The organism is Phaeodactylibacter xiamenensis, from assembly GCF_000759025.1.
Lineage (GTDB): Bacteria > Bacteroidota > Bacteroidia > Chitinophagales > Saprospiraceae > Phaeodactylibacter > Phaeodactylibacter xiamenensis.
Genome location: NZ_JPOS01000033.1, coordinates 102,612 through 122,576 on the forward strand (window position 1 = coordinate 102,612; position 19,965 = coordinate 122,576).

Sequence of the window (19,965 nt, forward strand, 5' to 3'; positions counted from 1 at the left end):
GCCTATTCATTTGCAATGTTATAAATCAGAGCCTGAAGCTCTTCGATATCTTTCATGTTGAACTGCTGCTTGTCACGAAACAGCAGCTGGTCTTCTTCCCGCAGCCCGGTCACCATCGCATCGATCACCGATTGTACCTGATTCGGGTTGCGCTCCCCCAGGTCCATCAGCCAGGCTCTCAGGTCACCGTCTTCTACGGGTAGCAGAGGCGTGAGCAGGGTCGTCTCATGGCGGACGGTCAGCTCGCTCAGGGCGGTGAGTATGGACTTCTGTTCACTTTTAAGTCCGCCCAGATGCTGCCCATCGACATAAAACACGAAGAAGAATAAGAATTTAGGGACCTGTTTATTCGGATTTTTGAAGGTCTCAATCATCCACTCCAGGTATTCGGGCAGGAAACTGCTCCATTTGCGTTCGTGCAGTTCGAAAACGACGGCCACGTAGTCGTAGGGCAGATTGGGCACGCCAGTCTCAATGAAAGTATCAAACGACTGGGTGTCTGCAAAGCGAAAGCGTTCCTGTACGTAAGCTTTGAAGCGTTGCTGGCTTTTGCGGGTATTTCTACCCAGTGGAAGGTCCTGAATGCGAAGGCGGCCATTGTCTTCCTGAGTGAGAATGTGGAGGGCATCGCTTTCCCCATCCAGCTCTTCGACTAAAAGCTCGTACACCATACGCTCTGCAAAACTGGGCGGCATCTGCGTGGGGCAGCCGGTAATGAAGTAAAACTGAAAGTGCTCTTCTTCCTTCTCATCAAAGGCGTTCCAGAATTTGTCTACCATCTGGTGGCGGTCGCAATTCACGAGGTGGAGCAGCCCGATTTCCTCTTCCTCATCCATATTGAGCTGCCGGATAGCCTCGGCAAGCCGTTCCTTTTGATTTGCAACGGGCAGGCCATGAGCAGCGCTGAGTTTGCCCTTGAGATCAGAGATTTGCCCTTCCATCTGGGCAATTTCTTCCGTTATGGCAAACTTTGCGTTTGGGTCAATAGTACGCCCCAGCTCACTTTTCATGAAGTTGAGCTTCCGGACCAGCAAATCCAGCTGGCCCTCGAAACCTTCGATTTCTTCAGGGCTGTACCGCATGCAGGGTTTTAGTGTTTGTATGGTGCCGCTTTGGGAAGCCTCAGGGTGAAGCTTCGCTTTTCAAATGTAAGGAAAAATAAATTGTAAAAAGCGGTAGTTGTCGGAACACTGTGGAAACGAGGCAGGAATTGTAAATACACGCAGGGTATCGGGGGGAGTGAGATTATCCTGCGCCAGTTCAAAGCCTGGCGCAGGGTATCATATTAGTTATTGTTTCTGCACATTAAGCGTTGCAGCAGGCACACCATCCGCACGGAGATGCACGAAATACTGTCCTTTAGGAAGCTGTTGTGCAGGGATGCTAGTGGTGTGTTCACCGGCTGTCCACTGCCCGGCATCATGCTGTAGTACAATCTGCCCAAGTGCGTTCAGGACTTCAACCTGTATACGCGCCGGGGTATCGGTATGGCCGGTAATGCTTAGCATCTCTGCAAATGGATTGGGCTGCGCTTTGGCTTCGAAACCCGCAATCAGTGCTGCGTCAGCCGTGCTGACCGGTGCGCATTCCTGTTGTGCGGGGCCGTAGCCTTCCACAAGGGCTGTAGCACCGTCGACTTCGAAAGGCCAGATGTCTTGCTCCACGATCGTACGGTCAGGGGCAATGAGGATGACGGTAGGGAAAGCCAAAGGATTGAATTGGTCAACAACAGCGCTGGCGCCTCCGTCCAGCCCACTGACCACCGGGAAACCGCCGGCAGCGCCGCAGTCATTCTCAAAGGCTTCAGTCTGTGCCAGGGTACCATCGGCTTCCAGCCCTATGACAACGAGGTTGCCGGAGTTGCAGCCAAAGTTTTCGTAGACCTCTTTCACTGCCGGAGCAGTAGAACAGCAAGGGCCGCACCAGTAGGCGTAAAGCTTGATCATGACATATTTGCCATCGTCCAGCAAATCGTATAAATGGTGTTCCTCTCCGTGGATATCCGTGAGGGTGAAATCAGGCGCTTCCGTGATGGACACCTGGGCAAAAGCCAGCTGAAAGCTGAGGCAAAGGGTAAAAAGGGTAAAAAATTACTTCATGAAGCTGAGGTTTATGAGTTGAAAAATTAAAATCAAATGTAGCACCGGGCAGCCAATAACCGCACGTATTCTGCCAAAATGCCTGCCAGGAGACCTGTTTTCCCTTACCGGGCCAGGGTGACGTCCCCTTTTAGCAAATCAGTGGTGCCATCAAAGTATTCCACCTCTACCACATAGGCAAACACGCCTGGATTTAGGTATTGATTGCGGAAGAGCCCGTCCCAGCCTTCTGCTGGTACATTGGGCTGGAAGTTATGGTTTTGGAAGACCTGCTCGCCCCACCGGTTAAAAATCTGCATGGAGCGGATATTGGTGATGGTGCCCTGCCCGGCATAAACCGTAAACCAGTCGTTGTTGCCATCGCCATTTGGGGAAAAGGCCGTCGGGATATAAACCGGGATGTCTTTTTTGACGATAATACGGATACTTGCCTGATCCCGGCAGCCATTAGCGTTGGTGGCGGTTACCTGATACACCGTGGAAAGCCTCGGGCTTGCTACCGGGCTTAGGCAGTCGTAACAGTCTAGCCCGGGATTAGGGGACCAGGTGATGTTCGTCAGCTCACCCAGCGGGTAGTTGGACTGAAGTTGGATCGTCTGGCTTTCGCCGTAATTGATTTCTGCAGTTTCCGGAGCCATCAATACCACCAGGGAATCCGGCTGTACGATTGACGTGGTAAGTACCGCTTCGCACCCGTTGACATCCTGAACGATGAGGGTGTAGGTGCCGGGCGCCTGTACCTGGAAGCTTGGTGTATTTTCATAAGTGTCTCCGCCATTGATAGAGTACACATAGGGCGGCGCTCCACCGGATATATTTTCAAAGCTGATTTGGCCGGAATCTCCAAAACACAATGGTTGAATGGTAGTAGAGGTCGCTTCCGGTATATCCTGACTGACTTCTACGGCATCGGTGGCCGTGCACCCGTTTTCTGTATTCGTAACCAGCAAGGTGTAGGTGCCCGGTGCATCGATGGCAGGATTGAGCGTAGTGCTATCATCCAGAATTGCCCCATCGGTACTGCTCCAGCTATAGCTGAATGTGGGCCCGGTAGAGGAATTGCTGCCATCCAGTTGGCGGAGCTCCGGGAAGCAGGGGATGATAAAGTCGGTGCCTGCGGCGGCTGTTGGTGGCGTTATATCCTGCGTAACTGCTACGCTGGCAGCTGAAGAACACCCGTTATTCGGGTTGGTAATAGTCAGGCTGTAAGTACCAGGTTGAGCTACCACCGGTTCGAGCCCATCCTGCCCGGATAAAAACCCGCCTGCAGGCCCATTCCAAATCAGGTCATACCCGGTGCCGGCGTTGCTGACATCCCCGCTGAGCGGGACGCTGTTCTGATCACAGTTCAGTACAGCGGGCGGTGCCAGGGAAACGGTTGGCGAAAGGGTATCTATGGGTACGGTAACGCTGCTGGTGGTGCTGCAAAAGTTCTGCAGGTTCGTGACTTCCAATGTGTATTCCCCGGCGGCTCCGGCTTCCGGCTGTAGTCCATCTGCGCCGCTCAGCAGCAGTCCGGTGCCCGTGGTCCAGGCGTAGGCAAAGGTATTGCCAGTGCTGCTTCCGGTAGCGTCAAGAAGGATGCTGCTGCTATTGCAGTTAAGGGTGTCGGCTACAGCAATCTGGGCGATGGGTGCAAGCGTATCCTGAGGAACGACAACGCTTTGGTTGGCGGTGCAGCCATTGATCAGGTTCTCAATGAACAGGGTGTAGGTACCGGGCGCATTTGCCGTAGCATCAGGCTGATTGGTTTGTCCGCTCAATTGGCCATCATCTGTGTTCCAGCTCAAACTAAAGCCGTTCCCTGAATCTGACCCATTGCCGGCCAGGGGGACGCTACTGACTGCGCAGTTCAGAGTATCCGGCTGGGCTATGCTGACTATGGGCGATAGGGTATCCATCGTTACGGTATAGCTCTGGGTGGCCGTGCAGGCATTTTCCGGGTTGTTGACCAACACCTGGTAGGTACCGGCGGCCGTCACTTCAACGGCATTGCTGTCTGCCGGGCTGTTGAGGAGCCCCCCGTTGGCAGCAGTCCAGCTGTAAGTCCAGGTAGGGTTGCTGCCGGTTGCTGCATTCAGCCAGGTTTGAGGGGCTGTGCAGGTCAGTGGCGCAGGTGCAAGGGTGGCGAGGGCAGGGGCAATCGTGTCTTGCAATACGAGCAGGCTGTCGACGGTCTGACAGCCGTTATTCTCATTGGTTGCGGTGAAGTAGTACCAGCCCGGAGTTCCTGCCGTGGCGTTCAGGCTGTTGGCACCGGAAAGGATTTGCCCATCGACAGAAGTCCACTGGTAGGCTGGGGCGGCGGTGGTGCTGACATTACTGCTGAGGGCAATGGTTGGGGTGGCGCAATCCAGGGTGTCCGCAGGTAGCAGGGCCACTGTGGGCTGCAGGGTGTCCTGGACAACCGATATGGCGGCCATGTTCCGGCAGAAGTTGTCCGTGTTTAGAATTTCGAGCGTGTAGGTCCCTGGCATGTCCACTTCAGCGAGCAAGGTGTCATTGATGCTATTGCCATCGGGTGCCTGCCAGGTGATTTCCCATCCGGGAGCCTGGTCAGAGGCGGAGCCGTTAAGCAGGACGGAGGTTCGGGTACAGGTGAGCACGGCAGCTGGCGCAATGGTGATGTTGGGCAAGGCGATGTCTTGCAGTACGGTACGGAAGATAGAGTTGGTACAGCCATTGGCCGGATTAACCACTGTGGCCTGATAGGTACCGGGCGCATCAATCGCCGGCGTGGGGGTGTCCGCACCACTAAGGAGGTTGCCGTCTGTGGTACTCCAGGTCCACTGAGCAGCAGGAGCCGGAGTGCTGCCATTTAGGGTCAGTATGGTATCCCGGCAGTTGAGTACCCCGGTCGGACTTAGCGCTAAAGCCGGTGATACGGTGTCTATGGCTACTGCAACGCTGGCATTTACGGTACAGTCGTTGTTGAGGTCGGTAACCACAAGGTCGTACACGCCAGGTGCATCGACGACAGGCTGTAATCCGTTTTGTCCGGACAGGATATTCCCGTTCATTGTGGACCATTGCAGGCTAAGGTTGTTATTGGAATTGCTCAGAGCAGCATTCAGGGTAACCTGTGACTGAGCGCAGGTCAGGGTATCGGCCAGCTCAATCGCCGCAACGGGCAGGTTGGTATCCTGGAACACCTCGACGGTATCAGTTGCCGTACAGCCGTTGTCCAGATTCCCGACTTCCAGCACGTAGGGGCCTGCTGCCGTAACTTCTGCGGTGGGGTTGTTAGAAACAAACATGACGCCACTGTTGAGAGCCGTCCACTCGTACCTGAAGTTGCCGTTGGTACTAGAGCCACTGCCATTTAAGGTGACGAGGCTGTCTACGCAGTTGAGCGTGTCAGGCATAGCAAGTGTGGCCACAGGAGCCTCGAAGTCTTCGGTAAGCGTCACGCTGTCGGAAGCCTGGCAGCCATTCACAGTATCTGTAACAACGAGCTGGAAGGTGCCACCTGTTTCTACTAACGGCATAGGCGTGGTAGTGTCCCCGGTAATTGGGCTGCTGCCGGACCAGTCATAGGTGAAGCGGCTGCCGGCTGAGGTGTTGCTGCTGCCCAGTTGCAGAGCAGGCTGATAACAGTTGAGGGTGTCATCCGGGCCTGCAGCAGCGACAGGAGGCAGGGTGTCGGCCGGCACAAAGACCGTGGCGGTGCTGCTGCAACCATTTAGGCTGTTAGCAACCTGTAAGGTGTAGGTGCCGCTTGCATTGACCTCCGGGCTTAAGGATTGTGTGCCACTTAGGATCACTCCATCCGTGGTGGACCAGTTGTATGCTATATTTGGGCCTGTGCTGGTGCCCTGGGCAGAAAGCATCACGGCAGGCAAAGCACAGGTGATCGTTGAGGGCGGAATGATATTGGCCACAGGCGCGGTAGTATCCTGCGCCACGGTAATGCTGGCGGTGGAGGAGCACTGGTTCTGTAAATTTAGCACTTCAAGTACGTAGGTGCCCGGCTCATTTACGACAGGAGTATAGGTTTCTGAACCGGTAATGATATGGCCGTCGCTGGTGTTCCATTGCAGGTCAAAAATCTGGCCTGAGCTGCTTCCCGTACCGTCCAGCGCCAGCATGGTGTTTGTGCAGGTAAGCGTATCGGTGTCCTCAATTGAAGCGATGGGGAGGAGTGTGTCCTGTAAAACAAGGACGGAGGCAATTGCCGAGCAGTCGTTGAGGGTATCCAGAATTTCCAGCGTATAGGTGCCCGGCTCCGTAACCGTAGCGGTCAGCTGGCTGGCATTGGTGATTGGGTGCCCATCAGTGCTGCTCCAGGCGACAGTAAAGCCATTACCTCCTGCTGTCGCCCCGTTCCCAATAAGGTCAATGCTTGAGGTTGCACAGTCAAGGGTATCTGGCATGGCGATGCTTACGGAGGGTACATTCCCATCATTGACAATCAGGACGGTATCTGTACCTGAACATTGGGTGATGGTATCAAGCACTGTCAGTATGTATAGGCCGGGACCTCCGGCCGTTGGTGTCAGGGTTTGCCCACCGTTCAGCAGGCTGCCGTTTGGAGTGGACCATATAGGGACATAACCCGCCGGGAGGCCGGTGCCCGATCCATCCAGGCTAACGGAGGTGGTACCGCAATCCAGGCTTTGATCAGGGCCAGCATCGGCTACCGGCATGCTCAGTTGCTGAATGACCACTACAGAGTCGGTGGTGATGCAATTGGTAAGCGTATCTGAAACCGAAAAATAATAGGTGCCAGGCGCTCCGGCGGTAGCCACTAGCGTATCCGCTCCGGACAGTAGCAGCCCATCAGTAGTCGTCCAGTCATAGATGAAGTCAGTTGATTGCTCAGAACCGCTGGCATCCAGCGTGACGGATTCGATGGCGCAGTTTAGGGTATCCGTGACAATGATATCAACCGCAGGGCCGGGCGCGCTGGCTGCAACGGTAACATCAGCTATGCTAAAGCAACCTGTCTCCTCATTCGTAACGAGAAGCACATAGTTCCCGGGGGCATCCACTGTGGGCGTCAGGGTATTAGCCCCGGAGACGATATTTCCGTCATTGGTTTGCCAGCTGTACTCGATTTGCTGTCCGGTAGCTGAGCCAGCGCCGGTCAGGGTGACCTGGCTGGTATTGCAACCCAGCTCCCCAATTGCACTGGCGGCTGCTACCGGCGGGTCGGTTTCATCCTCTACTTCTACGGTGACCTGAGACATGCAGTTGGTGTTGGTATTGACGACTGTGAGCGTGTACAGCCCAGGTTGGCTTACGACCGGGGTCAGGGTTTGGGCACCGCTAACGATGAGGCCGTCGCTAGTGATCCATTGGTAGGAAAACTGAGGCCCGATATAAGGACCTAAGCCATTGAGCGCAACGACCGGGTTGTTACAGGTAATATCACCGCCTGTGGCTGTGGCAACCGGGATATCGATGTTAGGCTGCAGGGTTACACTTTCCTGTTCGGTACAAACAACCTGCCCGTCATTGTAGGTAATTGTAAGTGTGTAGGTGCCCGGTGCGCCTGCCAGTACGGTGGGCTGATTGGGAGCAGAAAGCAAAAGCCCGTTCGGCGTAGACCACTGATAGGTGATGAATCCGCCGGAAGAGGAGGCACTCCCATCCAGCAAAACTTCACCCCCGGCGCAGGGAGCGAAAGCCGGTGCATTGATATTTACCTCCAAAGGGTCGATATTGACCACGACCTCGTCTGTTTCCTGGCAGCCGCCGTTGGGGTCGGTGAGGGTGAGGATGTAAGTGCCCGCGCCCATCACCGTTGGGGTGAGTGTATTGCCCCCGGAAATAATGGTGCCGCCGTTTGGCGAAGACCAGGAGTAGGTGTAGGGCCCTACAGCGGTGCCGGTGCCATCCAGTGTGATTTGCGCAGAGGCACAGGGCACGATGACATCCGCTCCTGCATCAGTGGGAATAGGGGGAGGGAGGATTGGGCAAACCGACTGAGTGTTGAAAGCCGCTCCGGTAGAGGCCGTATAACCCCAGTAAGCCAGGGTGTTGCCGCCAAAACACTGATTGATGATGTCAAAAGAGCCTGACATGATGGTATTCCCGTCGAAGACTACCGTATACTGATTGCCAACCGGGTTCCACGAAAAGGTAATAGTATGATTTTGCCCGTCTTCTATGTTGGGCAAGGCTACCGGCCCGTTCTGCTGATTGTTGAGATCACCATTGATGGAAATGGCAGAGTGGTCGGGCGCAATATCTGATTGAAGTGAACCATTGTCCCAGGTGTCAAACTCTACGATAAATGAGTTGGCGATGCCCTGTGCCCCCATGCCACCTCCTGATATTCCGCAAATGGTCGGGCCACCTGTTTGGTAGATCAGGCAAATGCCATCTGCCCCGCTGCCGTCCACGACTCCGAAATTGGCAGACATATTGTGGGTGAATGGTTGGCTGAAGTCTACGGGCGTATTGAGCCATGCACAGCCTTGTTGGGCGGTGGTACTTGCTGTCAGCTGAATGCAGTCGCCCTGCTGTACAGCAGTGCCCGAAAGCAGGAATTCTCCATTGCAGGGGATCTGTCCATAAATTGCAAGTGCCATCAGTAGAAAGGAAGGCAGTAAAAGTGTTCTCATTGCAGTATTTGCTATTTCTTAACAGGGGATGCGGGATGATTACCGCAACGCAGTTCATTGAGCTACAAGCAGGGGCTCATCAGGGTTATGGATAGGGAGAATGAATGGAGTAAGGGTATCAGCCATTACAAAAGTACAAAAAAAGAAAATACAATTGAACGTATTTTTGGTCAGCTATGAAACAGCAAGAGGGGTATGCCCACCTGGGCTACCCCTCTGCCCCTTGTTTATTCATAACGGGCTGTTTATTCCGATTTCACCCGCTGTACATTATCATCCGGCATCCGGTCAATGAGGTAATAGTTGGGGTCGAAGCCCACCTCGTAGGGCCGTTCATCCACCACAATTTTGACTGGTGTTTCCTTTTTCTGTATCAGCAGGCGCTCCTGATGCAGCACCCTGCCACGCTCTTCGTCCTCTTCGGGCTCCGCAAATACAGCCACATCTATGTAGTCGCGGATTGGGATTTCCGTTTCTGTGCCCAGAGAGTCTGCCCGGAACTTGGTGGCGTAGGCCGTGAAGTTAACCTCGTACTTTCCATTGTCCAGCTTCCGGTAGGCAGGTTCCTGCACCCGGTTGTCAAACAAGGTGATGGTCTCAAACATATCGGTGATCAGGTATTGCAGGGAGTCTGGTGTTTGCGCCCTGAAGGCATCCACCAAGTGATGGGCATTGGGGTAGGGCGGCTGCCGGTAGGCAAAGGAGTCGATGACGCTGCGCAACGCTGCATTCACCCGGTCTTCCCCAATCATCTCCTTGAGGTAGTACATCACCGCACTGCCTTTCCGGTAGTGGATGTAGCCCTGATTGGCGTAGACTTCGAGGAGGGGCTTTTCCCGTTCCGTTTCCCGGCCACGCCCCCGCAGGTAGCTGTCCACCTCGTACTTTAGGAATTTGTGGATACGCTCCTGCCCGTAGGTTTCCTCCATCACCATCAGGGCGGAGTACTGCGCGAGGGTTTCAGAAAGCAGAGTAGCACCCTGCATGCCCGAACCGATAACCTGATGCGCCCACCATTGGTGCGCCATCTCGTGCGCTACGACGTAATAGACCATGTCCACATCTTTTTGGTCTTCTTCGATTTCCGCGATAAAGCCAATGCCTTCAGAGTAAGGCATCGTGCCCGGGAAAGCCTGCGCAAAACTGGCATAGCGCGGGAACTCAATGATCCGGGCCTGCTTGTGGCGGTAGGGCGAGAAGTTTTTGGAATAGTATGCCAGAGAATTGCGGATACTGCTGGCCATGTTTTCCACATTGTACTCGTGCCCTTCCTGATAGTAGACTTCCACATCCACGTCCTGCCACTTTTCCCGTTCCACTTCATAGTCGGCAGAAATGAAGGAATAAAAATTCATAGACGGGTGGTCAAGCTTGTATTGGAAGTAAGCCCGGTCGCCTTCTTCCCACTTGCGCACCAGGGAGCCCGGTGCGACTGCCGTCTGCCCTTTGGCAGTGCTGATCGTGGTTTCCGCGGTTACCCAGTCGGCATGAAGCCCGAGGTAGTGATGGCGGCAGACGTAGGCATCGGCACACTCGCGCTGTAGGGATGGCATGGCTTCCTGCTCCGGCAGATCGTACTTTTTGCGGTACCGCTTTTCCGAAATTTCCCGGCTCTTCTGATAGCCAAAGCTGGGAGTGATTTCGGTATTGTTGAAAAAGGAACCGTTCGGTACGATGGAGGTATTGCTGACTTCATTCTCAAAGCCCCGGTGGTCGATCTTGCCGGTGTACTGCATGCTGATGGTGTCGCCGGGTTGCAGGGCAGGCTCAAAAGCATAGAACTGCATTTGGAAGTCGGCTTCTTCCCGCACGAGCCGGGCTCCTTCAATGGTAATTTCGGTTTCAAAGTCATCAATGAGGTTCACGACCATTGTGTCAATCGGCTGGCTGGAGTTGTTGGTAAGGTGCAGTTGGGCTTTCACGTCCAGGTCGCGCGCTTCAGGGTAGAGGTCGATTTCGTACTTCGCATCCACGATGTGCGGCTGCGGCTGTTTTTCCAGGTAGGAAAAAGTCTTTTCGTATGCCGCACTTAGCTTTCTGGAAGCCTTCGGCGTATCGTAATCGTTCAGCATTTGGGTATTGTAGAAAACAAAGCCCGCAGTTAGGACCCAAAGCCCGAGTAAGCCAATCATTGGCCACCGGCTTTGGCGGAAGCCTGCAGCAGCAGCCTGCCGGCGATTTTTCCAAACGGTATCCTTTCCGCGCACCCAGAAGAAGACCGTCCCACCGATCAGCAGCAGGCTGAACAGGAACCAGTACAGGTTGAACCAGACAAGCCCGGGGATAAAAGGCCCAAAGCCATTCATGTCGGAGTACGTGTAGTTGGGTGTAGCCCCAAAGCTGAGCATATTGCTGAAAACATCCAGCGGCAGCCAGATGAAGGCATTCACAATCAGAAAAGCCACCACGGCAAAGTACGCCAGGTACTTATTGTTGATCAGCGTATGGAAAAGCATGGACAACACGGCTACAAAAAAGAAGCCCAGCAGGTCCAGCACCATCAGCTCTTTGAAGTAGACCCCCAATTCGAAGTTGGTATAGCCCTTGATGGTCTGTGCGACTACTCCGGTAAGGATAGAAATCAGCTGCAGGGCGGCAATAATGCCCGTCATGGCCAGTATTTTGGAAATCACCGGCACCCAGTTCGGGTAAGGCAGGCTACCGTAGATTTCATCTGCCTTGGCGTCCCGCTCCTTCCAGATCAGTGCGCCGGAGTAGAAAATCAGGATGGCAATAACCGACAAATACATGGAGCCCCGGATATTGTCGATGATTCGGTAGGTAACGGGATATAGGTCTAGTCCGTAACTACCATTGACCGAGGCGATGCCAGGCGCCATATTCAGAATACCGAACAGCAGGATCACCAGAAAAGGCGCTCCTTTGATCACACCCATAAAGTCGAGGCGGGCCTGGCTCAGCATTTGACGGAAGTATACCCCAAAGCCCTGCTGCAAGGCCACTTTTGGAAGCGCTACCGATGTGGTAGAGGCTACTTCCTCCGCAGTATCCGCCTGCTTTTTCTTTTTCTTATTGCGCAGCGTGAAAGAGAAACGGGTGTAAGTCAGGAACCAGATTAGGGCGCCTGCGCCCAGCCATATCGCCCGGTTGAGCAGCATCATGGGGTGAGCGCCCAGGGTCATGGTGTTCTTTTCGGCTACGGTCCAGTATTTTGTTATGATTTGAAAAGTGCTCAGGCCGAAGGGGTCTACAAGCATGGCAATGTACTCGCTATCCAGATCGGAAGTTTGAGAGACGGCGACGCCATACCCCACCAGCACACCCAAAGCTCCAATGAAAGAGCCGATAGTGCTCCGGGTCAGCGTGGCAATACCAAAGATAATCGCTCCGATGAGCAAGGTGTTGGGGATGCCGAAAAGCAGCATGCCCCAGAGGTCGCCGCTCAGGTTTAGGGGGCCGAGCTGTTCGGGGGCTACCCAGGGGGCAAAGCTACCCAGGATGCCAGCCAGGGTCACGCCCAATAATGGGATCAGTGCAATGATACAAGCGCCAAGATAGCGCCCCATCAGGTAAGGGAACTTGCGCAAAGGCGTGGAAAAGATGATCTGATGCGTATTGTTGTTGAAGTCCCGCAGTGCCGCGCCCTGCATAAAGGCGGTAGACATGAGCAGCATGATGATCGACATATTGCCGTACATGCCTTGCAGCACAAAGGGCGCATTTTTATGCACGCTGCCGTAGGACTGCCCGATGGTGACATTGTCGCTCGTGACCGCGAAGAAGACGAGCAGGGTATTCAGCAGCAAAAACACCCAAACCATTGGCCGCTTCAGCCAATAGCGAAGCTCAAATTGTAGCATATTGGTAAGCATAGGGTTGGGGTTTTAGTTGACACCAAAGATTTTTCCAAAAAAGACGTCTTCCAGGCTGGGGTCAGCCGCCTCAAAGCCATCGCCCGGGGCCGCCTCGCTGTACACGTGGATGAGGGGCTGCCCGGCTACGAGCTTGGAGGAGATGACCTGATGCTCTGCTTTGTAGCGGTCCAGTTCGGCTTTGGCGACCGACTTTTCCCAGACCTTGCCGCTCATTTCCGAAAGGGCAGCATCGGGCGCACCGGTGAAGAGGAGGTGGCCCTCGTTGATGATCGCCATGTTGGTGCACAGTTCCTTGACGTCCTGCACGATGTGGGTGGAGAGGATGACGATGACGTTCTCACCGATCTCCGAGAGCAGGTTGTAGAACCGGTTGCGCTCTCCGGGGTCTAGTCCGGCGGTAGGCTCATCCACAATGATCAGCTGGGGGCTGCCAATGAGGCACTGGGCAATGCCAAAGCGCTGCCGCATACCGCCGGAGTAGCTGCTCACGGCCTTTTTGCGGTGTTCGTACAGATTTACCCGGTGGAGCAGGGCTTCGACCAGTTCTTTGCGCTCGCTTTTGTTTTGCACGCCTTTTAGCATGGCGATGTGGTCGAGCATGGCCGTAGCCGATACTTTGGGGTAGACCCCGAATTCCTGTGGCAGGTAGCCCAGGATTTGGCGGGTCGCCTGTTTGTCTTTGAGAATGTCTAAATGGCCCAGGCGCACACTGCCCTCATCTGCATCCTGCAGGGTAGCAATGATGCGCATCAGAGTCGATTTGCCGGCGCCATTTGGGCCCAGGAGCCCAAACATGCCTTTAGGGATGGAAAAACTTACGCCTTTCAGGGCTTGAGTGCCGTTGGGGTAGGTTTTGCTCAGGTGTTCTATGGTTAGTTCCATTGCACGGGTTTTGTTCTGAGTGCAATGATAGGGAGCATATATTATTTGGAAGCAGGTGGTTGGACTAAGCGGGGTGAGGATTCGACGAAAAATAACTTCAACTTAAGTATCAGAGATCTATGACTTGAGGCACTAGGCTTGATTTTCACGTGTATACGACTTATTTTTACACGTAAAACAATTAAATCAATGGACAAAAAACTGACGCTTAGTCTCGATGAAAGGGTGATTGAAAAAGCTAAGGTTTACGCCAAACAACATCAAGTTAGCCTGTCAAGGCTTATAGAGGCCTACTTAAGCGCATTAATTGACAATAAACCAAAGGATATCGAAATCACGCCATTGGTAAAGTCTTTAAGTGGAGTGGTTGAGATAGGGTGTGTAATCTGGCCCCTTTCCAGCCCGTCGTTTTTTATGCAACTTAGAAGTGCCCGCACTTCCGTAGCTTTAGGGTGTGAAACAAAAAACGACATCCATGCGGGCACGACTCAAAGCTACGATTTTTCGGTTACATCGCCGCATCCATAAAAATACGCGTCAGCGCCGCCGGCTTAAGGACCAGGTCCGCCACCGCGATGCGATGATAGCAAAGCTCCAGGCCCAAGTCCGGGAGCTACAAGCCATTACAGCCCCCCAACCCGTGTTTAATTGTGTTTACCCGGCGCAGATGATGGCTCTGGCTGTCTATATTATCTTGCACGGCGGGTCACTGCGCTGTGCTGCAGCCACGGCAGGCTTTTACGCCGAGCTGATGGGCTGGCACTATTCCGCCCCGAGCTGGAAGACGGCCAGCAACTGGGTGCAGCGCTGCGGGCTGCACGCGCTTGGGCTGACGCACGGCCTGAAGGGCGAATATGTGGGGATACTGGACGCTAGCATTGAGGTCGGCAAGGAGCAGCTGCTGTTGCTGCTGGGCGTCAAAGCCGATGCTGCCGCCCAGCAGCGCCCCTTGCGAATAGAAGATGTCAGCGTACTGGGCATGGAAGTCCAACAGTCCTGGACGGGTGCGGCAGTAGCAGATTTCATCCAGCGTAATATGCGCCTGCGCCCTGGAGCCAGCCTAAGCTACGTGGTCTGCGACCAGGGGGCCAATTTGCTGGCGGCATTGAGGTCTTTGGGCTTGCCTTGGGTCAGCGACTGCAGCCATGTGATGATGAACCTGGCAAAAGCGCTGTTCAAGGACGATGTGGCACTGAGCCGCCTGTACGCACAGGTAGGCACGCTGCGCCAGCAGCTGGCGCTGACAGACTGGTCGTTTATCTTGCCGCCCAGCCTGCGGGACAAAGACCGTTTCCTCCGTATCTTTACTTTGGTAGGCTGGATGGGCCGTATCGACAGCTATTGGCCGATGCTCCCGGCCTCCATGCGAGCCAGGCTCTCGTTTTGCCGGGGCGTCTGGCTCCGCCTCCGGCTAAGCCAGTTTTACAGCCTGCTCGCCCTGACGGCCAGCGTGCTCAAAAGCCGCGGGCTAAGCGCGGACAGCTACGCAGAGTGGCGTGCGCAAGTCAATGGCTACCGCATTACGCAACACGTCATGACCCGCCAGGCCAACGCTTTTATCGATGGGATGGACACCTACTTTGCAAGCTATGCAAGCTGGTATGAGGAGGGCCGACAAGTACTCTGCTGCTCAGACATTATAGAGAGCATCTTTGGGCGCTACAAAAACAAGGGGGGCATGAAAGCGATCAGCGCCGATGTGCTTTCCATCGCTCTTTACAATCAGCCAATCACCCTGCAATTTATCCAGCAGGCCATGAAAAACGTCACTGGGCCGCAGCTGCGGCAGTGGCAAAAAGAAAACGTCTGCCATAACCGCTTCGGCTTGCGAAAGAGGATGGAAAAGGAGCTCAAAAGCGGTGAAGGCTAAAGCCCTCAGATTACACACCCTAGTGGTTGAGATACCGGATGGGTTTGACCATCGCAGTGAATACGCAGATTACTTAATGGAGAAGTATAGATGAAGAAGATATTCATTGACACGAATATTGTACTTGATCTGTTAGGGCAAAGAGCACCGTTTTATCAAGATGCCGCTAAGCTCTTTTCTTTAGCCGATCGAAAAGAAATAAAATTGTGTGTATCTTCTTTATAGTCCGCCAACCCAAAATTTGTGATTTCTGACCCCGACGATGAATGTCGGGATTCAAGAACTTGCTCTTTTTCCACCTAGCTGCGTTAAAAGGCCTCGCCGACTTCACCGTGGGGCCCCTTACCCCACGCTTCGTGTAGGCATCGCCTACGTTTTTCGCCTTGCGAGCTGAAAAAATAGCTGCGCCATAATTTCACAAATCTTAAGTTGTTGGACTATAAGTTTTGCCAATGCAAATTACATTTTATCAAAGCTGAAGTCAAAAGAAGAAGCTAGCAGCCTGTCGGAGATGTGCTGATGCGGCGAGAGCGAGCAAATATTGTTCTGAACAAGGCGCGAAGAAGGAACATAGCCTGAGCTACGTGACTGATGAGCAACGAAGTGCAGAATAATATTTGCCGTTCGCAGACCATTGAGCGCCTCTCCGACAGGCTGCTAGAGCAATTTTAACAAGGTTCAAGGTATTGGTTGAAGTACTTGCACTCGATGATAAGATTTTAGAATTGTCCTTGAATGATGATGCCTTCAGCGATTTTGAGGATGGATTACAATACTATACAGCGTTGGAAAACGAATCAGATGTCATTATTACAAGAAATTTGAGGGATTTTAAAACTTCCGCTATTCCGGTTATGACCGCAGGGCAGTATTTGCAGAAGTAATACTTTGCTATAGTCCAACAACTTAGTAGTTTGGACTATAAAACCAAAACAATAAGGGCTGCTACAGGCGTACGAAGATGGGGATGACTTTCAGGTAGCATTCCAATTGGCTAACCTGAAGGCTCCGAATAAACTTATTTATACGCAATACGAAGTGGTTTGCGACATCGAAGCAAACCACTTCCCAGCGTAGATGCTGACCCTCCTGCCTTTAAGGTGGTCAAAGCCTAAAGGCGGCGAGACACGGGCAAGCATTGAGTAGGTTTGCTGTGGCAAACCACTTAATCATCAGTATAACTCGAATTTTTAATCTGATTTCGAGCCTGCCTCCTTCGTGTTGTGATAAACTGCTGGTTCTCCAGTGAGCTCCCAATGCCCAAGCGCAATAGGTATGTTGCCCATCGCATTGAGCCGGTCAAAGAAATCCATAGGTACAAAACCGTCAGCCTCAGGTTCCTGCAAACGGGCAAAGTCTGCCAATGCTGCTTCGACCAGGTATTTTCCCGTAATGTAACTGGTCCCATAACCTGGTTGGCGCAGGTACAGGTGCTGCTCAAAGATCAACAACTCTTTTTCCGTTTTCATCCAGCCTCTTGGGGTGTACTCAGAATGAATCTTCCCTGCTTCCTCCATCGTCATTTCATTGGCGTGTGCATAGAGGGAACCCAGGCCCCGGGCAGCACGCTGGGCAATCAGGATGTACACAATTTCCCTTACTCTGGGGTCATCATCGTACAGTCCGGCCTGCAGGAACATTTCCTCCACAGCCGTAGCGACACCTTCACTGCGTGAATCAAAGATGTTATACAGTAGGGCCTCACGTCGAATCTCATTGGGATGAGGCTCATTATCCATACGGGCCAGTTCAAACCAGTGGTAAAAGTGGGAATAAAGGGGACGTGGATCATAGTGCGCCGTAATCCAGAAGAAGTGCCGGTCTTCCTCCGGGATGTACGCCCCGAGGTGTTCGCGGAGTGCAGGTTCAAAATATGCTTTGACCGTTACCATCTGATCCTGTTCTAAAAAGTAGAGTAAACTTTTCGCAGACCGCTCTGCCAGCTCGGCGTAAGCTTCGGGGCTGTTAGCCGCTGTCAGTTCCGGAAGGTCACGATTGCGATGCTCCTCCAGCTTTAGTGCGGACCAGGCCCGGGCAAGTTCCCGTTTCATGAGCATTACCTCGTCCTCCCAGGTCATGGGTACCAGATGAACATTTTGCAGGTACCAGGTATAGTTGTCTTTTCCGATTCCTGAAGGGCCAGTCTTATTGCCGGCTTCAGCCTCCAGCCAACGGACGAGCTCATCTGTGGAGGCGATGGCAGCTTCTATGGTTTCCATCAACTCCTCGTCACCTTCCACGCCCGGTTGTTGAATGATCGCTTTCAGGTCGCTGCTTTGGGTGCGGATATCCCGTATTCCGGCTATCCAGAGATCACGGGCATTACCCGTCAGGTTGAGCTGAGCTTGTTTATTAAGAGGAGGGATGACTTTGAGGTCCTTAATAAGCCGGGCTCTTTCTGAAGTGCTCAGCGGAAACGCGTATGTCCATATCTCAGTCGTGCGATGATGCGTTGGCCCTTCGTGGGCAGGCACATCAGACCTGTAGGTCCAGAGTGATTTATAAAATGCAGGGTCTCTTGCCCAGGGGCGCAGGATGCGATCATTGAAATCATAGCCATTCATTTCTGCCCAAACCAGCGCCCAGTCCACCCGCTGTGGAACCGTCCACTCACTGGTATCCATAGCCAAAAGCGCTTCCTGTAGCTGCTCAAAAGCAGGCCGGCGGGCTTTGAAGGTCTGAGCGGTATAATCTGGCGCCCCTTCGCGTAAAGGAGGCGTTTCAAAAGCACGCCATTCCTGGAATAAACTTTTAAGCGCCGCATAGCTCGCCGGAGTGGATTTGCTGGTATACGCACTGCCCGGCAGGGTGGGAAAGAGCAAAAAAGATAATATCAATATGGACAGGAAACGGGATGTATTCATTCGTTTTTTGTAGAAATATACGAAAACGCATAAACAGGAAGGAGGCTACAAGGCTGGAAAACAAGAGGGCAATGGCTGTTGTGCCTCAAGATGAACAGGGCTTTATTCGATGCAGGGGCATTTTACCTTTTCCTTTTGAATTAAGAAGCCTTAAAGACTATACCGGCAGCGCCTCCCGCAACCGCTTCACCACCTCATAAGCGGCCGGGCAGATCGTCGTATTCTTCAGCGTTAAATCCAGGATTTGGGAAAGCGCTGTCCACAAGAGGCGACTTTGGCGCACTTCTGACCGCCGACCCTTGCGAATCCACTCCAAAAGGCTGTATCTTGCCCCTATGAAGTACCCCATTGGCATACAAAGCTTCCGCAAAATCCGCGAAGAGGGATATGTGTACGTGGACAAGACCCGGCAGATTTACGACCTGATGGGGCATGGGAATTATTTTTTTCTGTCCCGGCCGCGCCGCTTCGGCAAGTCGCTTCTGCTGTCTACATTGTACGAGTTGTATACCGGTCAGGAAACACTGTTCCGGGATTTATGGATACATGCGCACTGGGATTGGCAGGCAGCGCCCCGGCCAGTCATCTGGCTGAAGTTTGCCCAAATAGATTACAAAACGAAAGGGTTGGAGGCAGCGCTGTTGGCCGAGGTCCATCGTGTCGCGAAGGAGCTGGGGGTAAGCCTGTCTGAAGATACCCTGAAAAGCAGTTTTTCAGAGTTGCTGTACGAGGTGGGGCGATCGCAGAAGGTTGTTCTGCTCATAGACGAGTACGATAAACCGATCATTGATTATCTGGACGACACGCCGCAAGCAGAAGCGAACCGGGATGTCCTGAAGAATTTTTACTCGGTGCTCAAAGATGCTGACCCTTACATTGAGTTTCTGTTCCTGACCGGGGTGTCCGCCTTCAGCAAAGTGAGTATTTTTTCGGACCTGAACAACCTGTCCAACATTACCCTTTCCCCTCAGGGCTACACCTTGCTGGGCATCACACAGGAAGAGCTGGACACGGTTTTTGAAACTCCCATGCAGGCCCACGACCGCGACAAAGTGCGCGAGTGGTACAACGGCTACAGCTGGGGCGGGGAGGAGCGCCTGTACAACCCGTTTTCCATCCTGCGTTTTTTGCAGAGCGGGCAGTACCAGAACTACTGGTTTGAGACGGGCACACCGACGTTTCTGGTCAAAGAAATGCGCGACAAGCAGTTCTACGAGGTCTCAGGGATAGAAGCAGCAGTAAGCGACCTCAGCAACTTCGATTACCGTCACCTCAACCCTGTCAGTGTACTGTTTCAGACTGGGTACCTGACGATCCGTCACTACGAGCCAGAGGACTACCTGTACACATTGGATTACCCCAATAAAGAAGTCCGTTTTTCTTTGGAGCAGGTGCTGTTGGCTACTTATCTGGGGCATCCATCGGAGAGCCCGCTGCCCCGGATTGTCCATTTGAGGCGTGCTTTGCAGCAGAAAGACTTGCCATCAGCCATTGACATCCTCAATGCGGCTTTCGCCGAAATCCCCTACGAGCACTGGCAAAAAGAGAATGAGCACTTTTACCATGCCCTCATTCATTTGATTTTCCGGTTGCTGGGCGTGTATGTCCGCTCCGAAGTCCACACCGCCCGCGGCCGCTGCGATGCCCTTGTAGAAACTGCCGATTACCTCTACGCCTTCGAGTTCAAGCTCGATCGGCCGGTGGCGGAAGCCCTGCGGCAAATCAGGGAGAAAGGCTATCTATCGGCCTACGCGGACAGCCCGAAGGAGAAGATTGGCGTGGGCGTCAGTTTTTCCACGGAGCAGAAGGGGATTGTGGATTGGGGGGTGGAGGTGGATTAAGCTT

12 protein-coding genes are annotated in these 19,965 nt (G+C 53.4%); 5 read left to right on the forward strand and 7 right to left on the reverse strand.

The window, feature by feature from the left end; translation table 11 throughout:
- Nucleotides 1–2: 2 nt before the first annotated feature.
- From IX84_RS12755 to IX84_RS12775, 5 genes are all read right to left on the reverse strand, one after another.
- Nucleotides 3–1,082 carry a hypothetical protein gene (locus IX84_RS12755; RefSeq protein ID WP_044221135.1) on the reverse strand — a complete coding sequence of 360 codons (1,080 nt, stop codon included), beginning with the start codon at nt 1,080–1,082 and terminating at the stop codon, nt 3–5.
- A gap of 207 nt (nt 1,083–1,289) precedes the next feature.
- Nucleotides 1,290–2,039, reverse strand: coding sequence for a redoxin domain-containing protein (locus tag IX84_RS12760; RefSeq protein WP_072013657.1), 750 nt, complete (start codon nt 2,037–2,039; stop codon nt 1,290–1,292).
- A 164-nt stretch (nt 2,040–2,203) separates the two neighbouring features.
- The gene (locus IX84_RS12765; RefSeq protein WP_044221141.1) at nt 2,204–8,668 is read right to left on the reverse strand and encodes a lectin-like domain-containing protein; all 6,465 of its coding nucleotides are present in this window, start codon (nt 8,666–8,668) and stop codon (nt 2,204–2,206) included.
- A gap of 245 nt (nt 8,669–8,913) precedes the next feature.
- Nucleotides 8,914–12,501 carry an ABC transporter permease/M1 family aminopeptidase gene (locus IX84_RS12770; protein ID WP_044221143.1) on the reverse strand — a complete coding sequence of 1,196 codons (3,588 nt, stop codon included), beginning with the start codon at nt 12,499–12,501 and terminating at the stop codon, nt 8,914–8,916.
- 12 nt (nt 12,502–12,513) lie between these two features.
- Nucleotides 12,514–13,386, reverse strand: coding sequence for an ABC transporter ATP-binding protein (locus IX84_RS12775; RefSeq protein ID WP_044221146.1), 873 nt, complete (start codon nt 13,384–13,386; stop codon nt 12,514–12,516).
- 189 nt (nt 13,387–13,575) lie between these two features.
- Here IX84_RS12775 and IX84_RS33930 point away from each other — a divergent pair, with 189 nt between their 5' ends.
- From IX84_RS33930 to IX84_RS12785, 4 genes are all read left to right on the forward strand, one after another.
- The gene (locus IX84_RS33930) at nt 13,576–13,914 is read left to right on the forward strand and encodes a DUF6364 family protein (RefSeq protein WP_202965247.1); all 339 of its coding nucleotides are present in this window, start codon (nt 13,576–13,578) and stop codon (nt 13,912–13,914) included.
- Nucleotides 13,862–15,256, forward strand: a complete 1,395-nt coding sequence (locus tag IX84_RS12780; protein ID WP_044221148.1) for a hypothetical protein — start codon at nt 13,862–13,864, stop codon at nt 15,254–15,256. Before IX84_RS33930 ends, IX84_RS12780 begins: the two co-directional genes overlap by 53 nt.
- A gap of 90 nt (nt 15,257–15,346) precedes the next feature.
- The gene (locus tag IX84_RS34580; RefSeq protein WP_394333433.1) at nt 15,347–15,481 is read left to right on the forward strand and encodes a PIN domain-containing protein; all 135 of its coding nucleotides are present in this window, start codon (nt 15,347–15,349) and stop codon (nt 15,479–15,481) included.
- 461 nt (nt 15,482–15,942) lie between these two features.
- Nucleotides 15,943–16,140 (forward strand): hypothetical protein, encoded by a 198-nt coding sequence (locus IX84_RS12785; RefSeq protein ID WP_052515981.1) that lies wholly within the window; start codon nt 15,943–15,945, stop codon nt 16,138–16,140.
- Nucleotides 16,141–16,446: 306 nt separating this feature from the next.
- Here the strand turns inward: IX84_RS12785 and IX84_RS12790 are convergent, their stop codons facing one another.
- Nucleotides 16,447–18,120, reverse strand: coding sequence for a DUF885 domain-containing protein (locus tag IX84_RS12790; RefSeq protein WP_044221153.1), 1,674 nt, complete (start codon nt 18,118–18,120; stop codon nt 16,447–16,449).
- Between the two features lie 157 nt (nt 18,121–18,277).
- Nucleotides 18,278–18,469, reverse strand: coding sequence for a hypothetical protein (locus IX84_RS32920; protein ID WP_152605032.1), 192 nt, complete (start codon nt 18,467–18,469; stop codon nt 18,278–18,280).
- Here IX84_RS32920 and IX84_RS12795 point away from each other — a divergent pair.
- On the forward strand, nt 18,456–19,961 hold the full coding sequence (locus tag IX84_RS12795; RefSeq protein WP_044221156.1) for an ATP-binding protein: 1,506 nt from the start codon (nt 18,456–18,458) through the stop codon (nt 19,959–19,961). The two genes, IX84_RS32920 and IX84_RS12795, sit on opposite strands and share 14 nt — an antisense overlap.
- Nucleotides 19,962–19,965: the final 4 nt, after the last annotated feature.

Excerpts from the sequence above, each read along its gene's own strand:
- IX84_RS12755 (WP_044221135.1), bottom strand. The coding sequence starts at position 1,082 with ATGCGGTACAGCCCTGAAGAAATCGAAGGTTTCGAGGGCCAGCTGGAT.
- IX84_RS12765 (WP_044221141.1), bottom strand. The coding sequence starts at position 8,668 with ATGAGAACACTTTTACTGCCTTCCTTTCTACTGATGGCACTTGCAATT.
- IX84_RS12770 (WP_044221143.1), bottom strand. The coding sequence starts at position 12,501 with ATGCTTACCAATATGCTACAATTTGAGCTTCGCTATTGGCTGAAGCGG.
- IX84_RS12775 (WP_044221146.1), bottom strand. The coding sequence starts at position 13,386 with ATGGAACTAACCATAGAACACCTGAGCAAAACCTACCCCAACGGCACT.
- IX84_RS33930 (WP_202965247.1), top strand. The coding sequence starts at position 13,576 with ATGGACAAAAAACTGACGCTTAGTCTCGATGAAAGGGTGATTGAAAAA.
- IX84_RS12780 (WP_044221148.1), top strand. The coding sequence starts at position 13,862 with ATGCGGGCACGACTCAAAGCTACGATTTTTCGGTTACATCGCCGCATC.
- IX84_RS34580 (WP_394333433.1), top strand. The coding sequence starts at position 15,347 with ATGAAGAAGATATTCATTGACACGAATATTGTACTTGATCTGTTAGGG.
- IX84_RS12790 (WP_044221153.1), bottom strand. The coding sequence starts at position 18,120 with ATGAATACATCCCGTTTCCTGTCCATATTGATATTATCTTTTTTGCTC.
- IX84_RS12795 (WP_044221156.1), top strand. The coding sequence starts at position 18,456 with ATGAAGTACCCCATTGGCATACAAAGCTTCCGCAAAATCCGCGAAGAG.
- IX84_RS32920 (WP_152605032.1), bottom strand. The coding sequence starts at position 18,469 with ATGGGGTACTTCATAGGGGCAAGATACAGCCTTTTGGAGTGGATTCGC.